The organism is Paenibacillus oenotherae (assembly GCF_019443105.1).
GTDB classification, from domain to species: domain Bacteria; phylum Bacillota; class Bacilli; order Paenibacillales; family Paenibacillaceae; genus Paenibacillus_Z; species Paenibacillus_Z oenotherae.
Map to the genome: position 1 here is coordinate 44448 of NZ_JAHZIJ010000015.1, position 11626 is coordinate 56073.

Genomic DNA, 11626 nt, shown 5'->3' on the forward strand with positions numbered 1-11626 from the left:
CCTGATAATGTAAATAATCGGTTTATGAGAAGGAGAATCCAGGGTGTGCTGGTGGTTGCCCGATGCATGTATTTTACAAACATTTAACTTTCTCGGAACGCTCGCTTCACATTCGATTGGTACAATTGTCCTACTACCTACCTGTAGACAATACGATTCTTCGAGAGGGATAGCGGTGGAAGATATCGGTTATGGATTGTTAGATCGCGCGATGATTCACCAGATAACTGAACGATGGCGGCATGGGGGAATCGGTATTATCGTGCTTCAATTGCGCCATGTAAATGCAGCTTCCCTGGAAGCTGTGCAGCTATGGGAGTCTCAGCAAACACGCTTGTTCTGGCGCTATCGGATGGAGAATGACTATTTCTTTTTTCTGAATCGGATGAAATCCGATCGTCAGATGAAGCTGATTCTGGACTCGGCTATTACAAGTCTGAAGAAAGGGCTTCAAGCCGCTGCTGCTGAATCCTCTGTCGATGAGAGGGCAAAGCCGCCTTTTACAATTGGCACTGCTTCAGCCTCCCCTTCCGGTCTGGGCCGCTCGGCGGAGACGATGATTTATCATGCGCTTAGAGATGCTACGTTATCGATGCTGCGCTTGCGCATGAAGGAGGACGAGACTGAACTGCCCTTCGGAAGTGGACAGGCCGGAGCGAGGAGCGAATGGAGCAGTTCTGTTGGAATAGGAATACTGGCGAAGGCGATTCCTACTTTCGATCTCCATGCGCAGGTGTCTAGTCTGGCTAAGCTGTTCGAATCTAATACGCATGTTCAAGGCGCTGTGATCGTGAATCAAGGAAGGCCAGTCGGACTCGTGATGAAGGAGAAAATGCATCAGATGCTAGCCGGACAATTCGGCCTGCCTCTGTACTGGAACCGCTCGGTCGAGAAAATTATGGATGATGACTCGCTCGTTGTAGATGCTTCGATTCCGGTGGAGCAGGTCGCGCAGCTTGCGATGGCTCGCGATATTTCCCGGCTGTACGATGTTGTAACGATTACCCGGAACGGCAAGCTGCTGGGCGCCGCTTCGATCCGCTCCATTCTGGAATGCATTACGAACCTCCGCACTGAAGAGGCGCGGACGGCTAATCCGCTAACAGGCCTGCCAGGCAATGCTGCCATTCAACGGGAGATGAAGCAGCGGATTGAATCCCGCCAGCCTTTCGCTGTTATTTATGCGGATCTGGATTATTTTAAATGGTACAATGATTGCTTTGGCTTTGCCCAAGGGGATGCGCTAATCCGCTATACTGCTGCTGTTCTGCAGGATGTGACGGGGATCCTCGGGGGCAGGGGGGATTTTATCGGACATATCGGCGGGGATGACTTTATTATTCTGACGGGCAGCAGTGCTGAAGATGCGGATAAGCTGTGCCGTAATATGATTTGGAGATTCGATGGTGGGATTAAATCCTTTTATAACGGGGAGGACGTTGCCCATGTTGTGGATCGGAGCGGCAATCGCATCGAACAGAACGGGGTCAGCGTCTCGTTATCTTTAGTGTACTGTGACGGCAGCGAGGATATCACGACTGAGCACATCTCTCAAGCGGCCGCGAGGCTTAAGAAACAGGCCAAGCAACTGAACGGCAGCGTGCATGTAATGGGCGAGGTTTTTGAAAAGCATCTGGGAGAGGGTCGAGTATAACTTGAGAGGAAATAGCAGGTTTAGTGCAGCAGGCAGCATCTTGCGCTCCGAGCAGGGCGGACCGAGAGGCATTATCTATTTGGCATGGCATGGGAAGGCCATGGATAGAATTGAGGTGCGCAGCGCGATTCAATGCAGCTGGAGAAGCTTTGCTGAGCAAGCTATAGCTGAGGAGCGGCAGGGCTCTTTGTATGGGGCCTCGAGCATGTGGATGCGAGATGATTTGTATGTCAGTCTGCCGATTGCAGGCGCCGGGGACAATTGTATGGAGGAGCAGCTGCTTGAGCTTGGCAGCCGGTTTCAGCAGGAATGGGAACAGCGTTTCATTATATCTGCGCTAGGCGGCGAGTTATCGGATCTGCAGTTGCATGCCGGTGTTTCCGTTGTGGAGGAGCACGGGACTGCGCAGGAGGAGGATCTGTGGTACGAGGGGATGAAACGCGCTATCGTTCATGGCCAGTCCGCCTACGCGGCACAGCGGAGCTTGAAGCGCAGATCATTGGAAGAAATGATTAGCGACAGGCTCATTACACCTGTATACCAACCGATTATTTCGCTGCGGAATGGTACGGTTTATGGTTATGAAGCACTGTCTCGCTGTCCTGAGAACCGCTGGTTCAAGGGGCCGGAGCAGCTGTTTTCTTTTGCCAGTGATGAGGGTATGGTCTATGCGCTTGACCGGCTTGCGCGTGAACGGGCTATTGAAGGAAGTGCCGGCCTCTCCAGCCAGCAGAAGCTTTTCATCAATATTACAGCGCAAATTATGAATGATCCCTCCTTTAGTCCCGGTCAGACGCTGATTCTGCTGGAGCAGTACGGATTGTCGCCGACGAATGTCGTATTCGAGATTACGGAGCGCAGCTCTATTGAAGATTTTGGCGCGGCCAAGAAGACGCTGGGCCATTACCGCAGCCAAGGTTATCAGATCGCTATCGATGATGCCGGAGCGGGATATTCTTCCCTGCAATCCATCGTGGAGCTGGAGCCGGACTATATCAAGATTGACCGCTCGCTCATTAGGGGAATTCATCGCGATCCTATGAAGGAGCATATTGTCCATACTTTTATCGATCTGGCTGCCAAAATGGGCGTCTCTCTTGTTGCCGAAGGCATCGAGACGGAAGCGGAGCTGGCGCATATGAAAGCGATGGGTGTTCATTATGCACAAGGCTATTTGCTGGGCAGGCCTGCGTTTGCTGTTGGATAGTTATACAAGAACAAGCTTTCCCGCCTCCGCTTCGGACGGTATGGGAAAGCTTGTCTTCTTTATGCTATGATAGTCGGTAGGATGAACAAGGTGAGGAGTGCCTCAAATGGACAAATGGATTTTGATTGATGGGAACAGTATCGCGAATCGGGCGTTCTATGCGATGCCGCCGCTGACGAATTCAGCCGGGCTGTATACGAATGCCGCTTACGGCTTCACAACCATGCTGCTGAAGCTTATTGAAGAAGAGAAACCGACCCATATGCTTGTAGCATTCGATGCGGGCAAGGTCACTTTCCGCCATGAAGGCTACAGCGAATATAAGGGCGGACGCGCCAAGACGCCGTCGGAGTTATCCGAGCAATTCCCTGTCATTAAGGAGCTGCTGAGTTCATTCGGCATTGCGCAATTCGAGCTGTCCGGCTATGAAGCCGATGATATTATAGGCACTTTAACCAAGCTGGCGGATCAGCAGCAGGTGAGCACTCTCGTCGTGACCGGCGATAAGGATATGCTTCAGCTGGCATCCGACCATGTAACGATTGCACTGACCCGCAAAGGGGTCAGCGATGTGGAGCTGTACGATCCGAATGGTATTCAAGAGAAATATGGTCTGACACCGCTGCAAATTATTGACCTGAAAGGCCTGATGGGCGACGCTTCCGATAATATTCCGGGCATTCCGGGCGTTGGAGAGAAGACGGCGCTGAAAATGCTGCACGAGTATGGCTCTGTTGAGGAAGTGCTGAACCATATCGGGGACCTCAAGGGCAAAATGAAAGAAAAGGTGGAGGCGCATCAGGAAGATGCGCGAATGAGCAAGAAGCTGGCTACGATCTTCCGCGAGGTTCCGCTTGAGAATAAGGCGGAGGAGCTGGTCTACAGCGGCTATGACAAAGCACAGCTGGCAGACATGTTCCGCAAGCTGGAGTTCAAATCGCTTATCGAGCGGCTGGAGCTGCCGGAAGCGGGCGGGGATGGGTCTGGCGGTGACGGTTCAGGAGCCGTCGAGGCTTCCTATGAGATTGTCGCTGCCGCCGATCTGTCGGCAGCTGATCTGGCGGACGCGCTTGCGAAAGCGGACAGCGTCTATATTGAAGCGGCTGGCGAGAATCCGCATCAGGCGAAGCTGCTCGGTCTTGCGGTGTCGGCGGGAGAGCGGGTCATCGTTGTGACCGCCGACTCGCTATTGGAGCCAGCCAGCGAACGGATTCGCAGCTGGCTGGAGGATGCCGCGGCGCCTAAGCGCGGCTATGATCTGCACAAGGCCGAGCTGACGCTTGCGCGGCTTGGCATCGAGCTGCGCGGCACTGTTTTTGACGCGCTGCTGATCGCTTATTTGCTTGATCCGACCGAGTCGAATCAGACGCTGGCTATGCTTGCGCAGCGCTATCATCTGCCTTCCGTGCCGTCGGATGAGGCTGTCTATGGCAAGGGAGCCAAGTTCCAGGTGCCTTCGGACGATGTGCTTGCGCGTCATCTGGCCGCGAAGGCGGACAGTATCGCCCGCCTCGTGCCGCTGCAGGAGCGGGATCTTGAGGAGAGCGGGATGAGCAAGCTCTATCATGAGCTGGAGCAGCCGCTTGCCATCGTGCTTGCCGGGATGGAGAAGCAGGGGATCAAGGTCAATCCCGAGACGCTGGAGGAGCTCGGCAAGGAGCTGAGCCTGAATATTGACCGGTATATGAGCGATATCTACTCCCATGCCGGCATGGAGTTCAATATTAACTCGCCCAAGCAGCTTGGCGAGGTGCTGTTCGAGAAGCTCGGCCTGCCTGCGATGAAGAAGACGAAGACAGGCTATTCCACGGACGCCGAAGTGCTTGAGAAGCTGGAGCCGTATCATGAGATTGTAAGGCTGATCCTCCACTACAGGCAGCTGTCCAAGCTGCAATCGACCTATGTGGAGGGACTGCTCAAGGAGATTCGCCGCGATACTGGCAAGGTACACACGTATTACAGGCAGACAATTGCCGCTACCGGCCGGTTGTCGAGCCAATTCCCGAACTTGCAGAACATTCCGATCCGGCTGGAGGAAGGACGGCGGATTCGGAAAGCTTTTGTCCCATCAGAGCCCGGATGGTTCATTCTTGCTGCTGACTACTCGCAGATCGAGCTTCGCGTGCTGGCCCATATTTCCGGTGATGAGAAGCTGAAAGAAGCGTTCATACAGGATATGGACATTCATACGAAGACAGCGATGGACGTCTTTGGCGTCAGCGCAGAGGAAGTTGATGCCAATATGCGCCGTTCGGCGAAGGCGGTTAATTTCGGGATCGTCTACGGAATCAGCGACTTCGGCCTGTCGAACAACTTGAATATTACGCGCAAGGAAGCGTCGAAGTTTATCGAGCAATATTTTGAAGTGTTCCAGGGTGTGCGCGGGTATATGGACAATATCGTCATGCAGGCCCGCCGAGACGGCTATGTTACGACATTGCTGGAGCGCCGCCGGTACCTGCCGGAGATTAAGGCCTCGAACTTCAATCTGCGCTCATTCGCAGAGCGTACGGCGATGAATACGCCGATTCAAGGTACGGCTGCGGATATTATTAAGCTGGCTATGGTCAGAATGGACGAGGAGCTTCGCGAGAAGGGGCTGCGCAGCCGGATGCTGCTTCAAGTGCATGATGAGCTCGTGTTTGAGGTGCCGGAGGATGAGCTTGAGACGATGAAGAAGCTTGTGCCGGAAGTGATGGAGCGTGCGCTGAAGCTGGATGTGCCGCTCAAGGCGGATGTCAGTTACGGTGTGAATTGGTATGAATCCAAGTAGGGCATCCCGCCAGTGAATCGGTTATAATGGGGATGGGGTAAAGTACAGCTGGAGGGGCGAAGCGTGAGAGCTGCGGCTGCCCTGCCGGCTGTGGCGGAGGTGAGAGGAAATGCCGGAATTACCGGAGGTTGAGACCGTTCGGCGGACGCTTAACGGACTTGTTGTCGGCAAGCGCATCGAACGGGTAACGGTGAGCCTGCCGCGGATCATTCAGCGGCCAAGCGAGCCGGAGCAGTTCTCCGCAGCGCTTGAAGGCCGCACGATTCGAACGGTTGAGCGGCGGGGAAAGTTTCTGCGCATTATGATGGAGGATCTGGTTCTCGTATCCCATCTGCGGATGGAAGGGCGCTATGGTGTCTATAAGCGCGAGGAGCCAGTAGAATCTCATACGCATGTTATTTTTCATTTCGATGATGGGATGGAATTGCGATATAAGGATGTGCGGCAATTCGGCACGATGCATCTGTTCACGCCGGAGGAGGAGCTGGTGCTGCCCCCGCTGAACAAGCTCGGCATTGAACCGCTTGACGACACGTTCACATTGGAATTGTTCAAGGATAAGCTTGCTCGCCGAACAACGAAGATTAAGCCGCTGCTGCTGAATCAGGAATATGTTGTGGGACTCGGCAATATCTATGTAGATGAGGCCTTGTTCACGGCTGGCATTCATCCGGAGCGTACAGCGGATTCGCTGAAGCGCCCGGAATGGGCGCGGTTGTATGAAGCTGTCCGCGCTACGCTTGCACGGGCGGTTGAAGCAGGCGGATCTTCCATTAAGTCCTATGTGAACGGACAGGGCGAGATGGGCATGTTCCAGCATGAGCTGCTCGTATACGGACGGAAGAACGAGCCGTGCAGCCGCTGCGGCCAGTCTATTGAGAAGCTGGTTGTCGGCGGCCGTGGCACACATATTTGTACGAGCTGCCAGCCGCTGCAGAAGCCGCGTGTGAACAAGCAGTAAGCAAACAGGATGCACGATCAGGAGTTGCCCGCATATGATGTACCATTCATGGGCGAATGCACCGCTTGCCATTCCATAGAATCATTCCTGCTGTCTTGCAGGGGTTCTATGAGGGGCCATTCGGAGTTCGCCGTCATGGGAGGGACACAGGGTTGCTCACACAAGTTGCATCATTGCTGCTGCTTGCTTTTGCCGTCAGTCTGGACGGTCTTGGAGTTGGCGTCACCTATGGCTTGCGTCGTATCCGGATTCCGCTCCTGTCGGTCATCATTATCGTGCTTTGCTCCGGCTTGGTCGTATGGTTATCGATGCAGCTTGGTGCCGTACTGACCGATTACATGTCCCCGGTAGTGTCGAAATGGATCGGCGCCTGCCTGCTTATTCTGATCGGCTGCTGGGCGCTGTATCAGCTGTGGAAGAGGCGCTTTGACCGTACCGAGGACCATGCTGAGGACAATGACGGACAGCCGTCCGCGCCAGATACTGGCCTTGGCATGCGGAGAACGGCGACGACGATTCTGATTGTGGAGCTCAAACGGCTTGGACTTGTTATTCAGATTCTGAGAACACCGCAAATTGCAGATGTAGACCGATCAGGCATAATAAGCGCATCCGAGGCTGTGCTGCTTGGCTTCGCGCTGTCACTGGACAGCTTTGGCGCGGGGCTGGGAGCGGCTATGATCGGGTTCTCGCCGCTGCTTACATCGGCTGTTATCTCGACTGCCTGCGGATTGTTCCTGCTTGGCGGGCTGCAGCTCGGATTCCGGCTTGCCTCGATGCGCGGCATTCGGGCATTATCGGTACTGCCGGGCGTGATGCTGATCGTTATGGGTTTGATGAAGCTGTTATAGGTTAGTTATTAATGAAGGCCAGGTTAGTTAAGAGGTGAAAGCATGAAACTTGGTTTAACGGGCGGCATTGCTTGCGGTAAAAGCACCGTGTCCGCCATGCTCGTTCAGCGGGGAGCCAAGCTCATTGATGCGGACGCTGTCGCCAGGGAGGTTGTCCTTCCCGGCGAGCCGGCGCTGAACGATATTGCTGCTGCTTTTGGAGCGCAGGTGCTGAATGAGGATGGCACACTTGACAGGAAAAAGCTGGGATCCCTCGTATTCGGCAACCGTGAGCAGCTGGATATACTGGAATCCATTCTGCATCCGGCCATTCGGACTCGCATGTGGGACAAGATCCGGGGCTGTGAGGCAGAGAACCCGAAGGGGCTTATTGTGGCGGATATCCCGCTGCTGTATGAGACTGGACAAGCCGGGCTGTATGACGCGGTCATGGTTGTATACGTGCCGCAGGCGGTTCAAATGGAACGGCTTATGGCCAGAAACTCTTTGACGTCTGAGGAGGCAGGGAAACGGATTGCCTTGCAGATGGACATTGAAGAGAAGCGGCAGCTGGCGGACATTGTGATTGACAACAGCGGATCCCTTGAGGATACGGAGCGTCAGGTTGATGAATTTTGGCGTAAGCAAGGTTTGTCATGAGACGCACAGCACGCAGGAGGAGAGCGCTGTTCATATTGGTGCTGCTCTTCCTTGTTGCACTGCTTCTGACCATGCTGTTCCTGAAATCCGATTGGATGGGCCGCTGGATGTATCCCATACATTATGAGAATGATATCCGGATAAGCGCGAAAAATTACGACCTCGACCCCCTGCTCATTGCAGCGGTCATTCGGGTCGAGACGAATTATTCACCGGATGCCGTGTCGGGCAAGGGGGCAGTCGGCATTATGCAGCTCATGCCGGATACGGCGGAATGGATCATGAAGAAGGGCGGCTTTACACCTGTTCCGCCCGAGATGCTGTCAGCCAGGGCAGATATTAGCATTGAGCTTGGTTCCTGGTATCTGCATTCCTTACATAAGCAGTTTGACGGCAAGCTGTATGCGGCGCTGGCGGCCTATAATGCGGGACCGGGTACTGTGAAGCGGTGGATCAGCGAAGGGACCTGGGATGGGAAGCTTGAGACGGTGAAGCAGATTCCTTACGGAGAGACGCGGCACTATGTACAACGGGTTATTTATTACTATAATAAGTACAAGAAGCTCTACACGGAATTTTGAATATTTGTATAAGCGAATAATTTTGTAAAAGCAAATAATAAGGAAGCCTTGGCCAGCCGCCTGTGAGGGCGATTGACCAAAGCTTCCATTATAAAGCCTCGTCATTATTTGAACTGTCCAGCAAGGGATTGTTCACCGATTTGTACCAGCTTACGAGTGATGTAACCCCCGAGGGAGCCAGCGTCACGCGTTGCCATGTTGCCGTAGTAACCATCTTGAGGGATGGCGATGCCCAGCTCTTGCGCGACCTCATATTTCATTTGGTCGAGCGCTGCTGTAGCTTGTGGCACAACAAGTTGATTGCTGCTGCGATTTGAGCTCATGTGTTTCACCTCCTTGCGGTTGGTAAATGTATTATGTGCGAAAGCAGCAGTTTCATGACAGGGAACGTTTGGTAAAAAGTAAATGGAGGATACAAGCACATGAAATGTCCATATTGCGACTTCGCGGGGACGAAAGTTCTCGATTCCAGGCCAGCCAATGAGAACAAATCGATACGCCGCAGACGCGAGTGCGAGAAATGCACACGCCGGTTCACAACCTTTGAGATGGTGGAGGAGACCCCGCTTATCGTCATTAAGAAGGATGGCAGCCGCGAGGAATTCAGCCGTGACAAGATGCTGCGCGGTCTTATTCGGGCATGCGAGAAGCGTCCTGTATCTGTAGAGCTTCTTGAGGTGATTGTCTCTGAGGTGGAGAAGGAGATCCGCACAACAGCCAACGCTGAGGTTGAGAGCCGCGAGATCGGCGAGATCGTTATGGAACAGCTCTATCCCATCGACGAAGTGGCATACGTTCGATTCGCATCCGTATACCGCCAATTCAAGGATATCGACATGTTCATGAAGGAACTGAACAACCTGCTCTCCAAGCATCCGCTCGGAATCAATAAGAAGGATTGACAGCTCTGCTCCCCCTGTGGTACGATCTTACTTGTCGTCACAATCATGGGGCCTTAGCTCAGCTGGGAGAGCGCATCGCTGGCAGCGATGAGGTCAGGGGTTCGATCCCCCTAGGCTCCATACAAAAGAAAGCCGCTAAACACAAGGGATTCCGGGTGTTTGGCGGTTTTTTCTATGCCCGAAACTGAGTTGTTTTTGGGTCGTGGTCACACGTTTGGTCACACTAACGATTTTTTTGGTGTAAAAACAGGATTTTCGAATTTCTTGTGAGAATCACAGAGTATCGTATTCCTCGATAAAAAATGAAATCGCCTTGTCCTTTTCATAAGGGCAGGGCGACTTTTATGATTAATATCAACACTTGGATGGAAGGCGGTCAGCTAATTGAAGTGAGATTCAACATTATAAATAGCATGAAAGCGTGCACTATGCCTAAATGGCTAGTTACAATGGGATAGGTATCTTATAGAAATTCTTGTCATTAGGAAGGATTTTCCTCAATTTTTGTCGAAAACTTTAATTTATATACTCATCCTTCTCGTTGGATGAAATTTCTGAAACTATAAAAAATGGTTATGGCATAAAAGAAATTAATTCATGCTGATCCATGTATAAGAAGGCAGGTGTAAAAATGAGTCTATTTGCTACTATTCCCGGAAGCTTTTTTTCCGTGCTTTCATCTGGAAACAAAGAAATTTATCTTGATGCGATCATGCTTTTACATCAGATGTTTAAATATGAACTCAATATACGCGTGGATGACTATTTAACTTCTTTAATTGCACAGATTGAAGATAAGGAGTTTACACCTGAAGCAGATGACGATGCCACCGAGGGCAGTTTAACACCAAATGTTAAGGCGCGTTTGATCTTGAATCGGTTGGTAAAAACGGGTTGGGTTGATAAAGAGTTTCTGGATGGATCATTCATCGAGATAATTACGCCGCGGGATTATGCCATTCAAGTAATGAAACTCTTAAGTGAACTGAACGACCACACGTTACACGAGTATAACTCTCTCGTTTTTGCAACTTACTCCAGTCTTAAACAAGCAAAAGAAGAACACCGCGGGCAAATGTACGAGGCGGTTTTATCGGCGAAGGCAAATACAGAGCGGCTTACATACGAATTGAAAAGTCTCTATCATGGTATTCGAAGTTATTTGCGGCGGATCCAAGAGCAGAGCGATGTGAACATACTCTTGAAAAATCATTTCGAAGAGTATAAACGGATGTCCGATCGTATCTATCATCCTATCAAAACGATGGATTCTATTCATCGCTATATGGCTCCAATTCAAGGAATTTTGTCAGATGTACTTGCGGATGTGGAACTTATGGATAACATGCGTTCAAGAGCTATGACTATACGAAAATATGAAAGTCACGAAGAAGCTAGTAATGAAATTATAACGTTGATTGATTATGTTTTGGATGTATATCAATCTGTAGGTGGTATTGTAAACGAAATCGATAGAAAGCACAGTACCTATACCAAAAGCTCCATAGACAAAATCCAGTATTTGATGACTGCCGACCAAAGTATCAAGGGTAAATTAGTTGAATTGTTGAAGGGGTATGCACAGTCCACGAATACAGCAAGAAGTAAAATTGGAGAGATGCTTGAAAGAAATGTTCGAGTTAATCGACAAGAATTTCTAGATGGGAAATCTCTCTATCATAAAAATGTACGCAGTCGGAGAGTTAATTTAAACCCTCTAGAAATAACGGATAATCAAACTTTCTCCGATTCGGCAATGGCTGGCATGTTGCAACAAATTAAAAAGGGGTATCCTGTAGCAAGAATACGAGCCTATGTAGATAGCCTATTTGCTTCGGGTAACAGCGAGGTCAGCAGTGAGACGATTGCAGTGGACAATGATACCGATTTTATTTTACTGATTTTAGCTATTGTCCGTGCTAATGAACGTGGTATGGCATATAAGGTTCAAATGAAGGAAGGCCGCCATGAGAAAAATGGATACACCATTCCGAATCTGACAATCAGCAGAAAGGTGGCAAAGCATATTGTGGAGTGAGAAATATGAAGCACTTACTA

The 11626-nt window shown here is 51.2% G+C and carries 10 protein-coding genes and 1 tRNA gene; 10 read left to right on the top strand and 1 reads right to left on the bottom strand.

Going from position 1 to position 11626, the window contains the following annotated elements; genetic code table 11:
- Positions 1 to 175: 175 nt before the first annotated feature.
- The 7 genes from K0T92_RS25525 to K0T92_RS18235 all read left to right on the top strand — a co-directional run bounded on the left by K0T92_RS25525 (position 176) and on the right by K0T92_RS18235 (position 8666).
- The gene (locus K0T92_RS25525; RefSeq protein WP_219873901.1) at positions 176 to 1654 is read left to right on the top strand and encodes a GGDEF domain-containing protein; all 1479 of its coding nucleotides are present in this window, start codon (positions 176 to 178) and stop codon (positions 1652 to 1654) included.
- Between the two features lies 1 nt (position 1655).
- Positions 1656 to 2861, top strand: coding sequence for an EAL domain-containing protein (locus K0T92_RS18210; protein WP_219873902.1), 1206 nt, complete (start codon positions 1656 to 1658; stop codon positions 2859 to 2861).
- A gap of 106 nt (positions 2862 to 2967) precedes the next feature.
- Positions 2968 to 5634, top strand: coding sequence for a DNA polymerase I (polA, locus tag K0T92_RS18215; protein WP_219873903.1), 2667 nt, complete (start codon positions 2968 to 2970; stop codon positions 5632 to 5634).
- A 109-nt stretch (positions 5635 to 5743) separates the two neighbouring features.
- On the top strand, positions 5744 to 6595 hold the full coding sequence (gene mutM, locus K0T92_RS18220) for a DNA-formamidopyrimidine glycosylase (RefSeq protein ID WP_219873904.1): 852 nt from the start codon (positions 5744 to 5746) through the stop codon (positions 6593 to 6595).
- Positions 6596 to 6747: 152 nt separating this feature from the next.
- Positions 6748 to 7446: a sporulation membrane protein YtaF gene (gene ytaF, locus K0T92_RS18225; RefSeq protein ID WP_246628255.1), complete on the top strand. Its 699-nt coding sequence runs from the start codon at positions 6748 to 6750 to the stop codon at positions 7444 to 7446.
- Between the two features lie 42 nt (positions 7447 to 7488).
- Positions 7489 to 8085, top strand: a complete 597-nt coding sequence (gene coaE, locus K0T92_RS18230; RefSeq protein ID WP_219873906.1) for a dephospho-CoA kinase — start codon at positions 7489 to 7491, stop codon at positions 8083 to 8085.
- Complete coding sequence (locus K0T92_RS18235) at positions 8082 to 8666, top strand: lytic transglycosylase domain-containing protein (RefSeq protein WP_219873907.1); 585 nt, start codon at positions 8082 to 8084, stop codon at positions 8664 to 8666. The genes coaE and K0T92_RS18235 overlap by 4 nt, the downstream gene beginning before the upstream one ends.
- Positions 8667 to 8770: 104 nt before the next feature.
- On the opposite strand, the gene K0T92_RS18240 is transcribed toward K0T92_RS18235, so the two are convergent.
- Positions 8771 to 8989, bottom strand: coding sequence for an alpha/beta-type small acid-soluble spore protein (locus tag K0T92_RS18240; protein ID WP_219873908.1), 219 nt, complete (start codon positions 8987 to 8989; stop codon positions 8771 to 8773).
- 99 nt (positions 8990 to 9088) lie between these two features.
- Here K0T92_RS18240 and nrdR point away from each other — a divergent pair, with 99 nt between their 5' ends.
- The 3 genes from nrdR (at position 9089) to K0T92_RS18255 (ending at position 11606) form a co-directional block, all read left to right on the top strand.
- On the top strand, positions 9089 to 9568 hold the full coding sequence (gene nrdR / locus K0T92_RS18245; RefSeq protein WP_219873909.1) for a transcriptional regulator NrdR: 480 nt from the start codon (positions 9089 to 9091) through the stop codon (positions 9566 to 9568).
- Between the two features lie 47 nt (positions 9569 to 9615).
- Positions 9616 to 9688 (top strand) — tRNA-Ala (locus tag K0T92_RS18250).
- Positions 9689 to 10199: 511 nt separating this feature from the next.
- Positions 10200 to 11606 carry a Wadjet anti-phage system protein JetA family protein gene (locus K0T92_RS18255; protein ID WP_219873910.1) on the top strand — a complete coding sequence of 469 codons (1407 nt, stop codon included), beginning with the start codon at positions 10200 to 10202 and terminating at the stop codon, positions 11604 to 11606.
- The last annotated feature ends 20 nt before the right edge of the window (positions 11607 to 11626 follow it).

What these genes read in the sequence shown, in the direction of transcription:
- coaE (WP_219873906.1), top strand. Translation starts at nt 7,489, where the DNA reads ATGAAACTTGGTTTAACGGGCGGCATTGCTTGCGGTAAAAGCACCGTG.
- K0T92_RS18255 (WP_219873910.1), top strand. Translation starts at nt 10,200, where the DNA reads ATGAGTCTATTTGCTACTATTCCCGGAAGCTTTTTTTCCGTGCTTTCA.
- mutM (WP_219873904.1), top strand. Translation starts at nt 5,744, where the DNA reads ATGCCGGAATTACCGGAGGTTGAGACCGTTCGGCGGACGCTTAACGGA.
- nrdR (WP_219873909.1), top strand. Translation starts at nt 9,089, where the DNA reads ATGAAATGTCCATATTGCGACTTCGCGGGGACGAAAGTTCTCGATTCC.
- K0T92_RS18240 (WP_219873908.1), bottom strand. Translation starts at nt 8,989, where the DNA reads ATGAGCTCAAATCGCAGCAGCAATCAACTTGTTGTGCCACAAGCTACA.
- polA (WP_219873903.1), top strand. Translation starts at nt 2,968, where the DNA reads ATGGACAAATGGATTTTGATTGATGGGAACAGTATCGCGAATCGGGCG.
- K0T92_RS18235 (WP_219873907.1), top strand. Translation starts at nt 8,082, where the DNA reads ATGAGACGCACAGCACGCAGGAGGAGAGCGCTGTTCATATTGGTGCTG.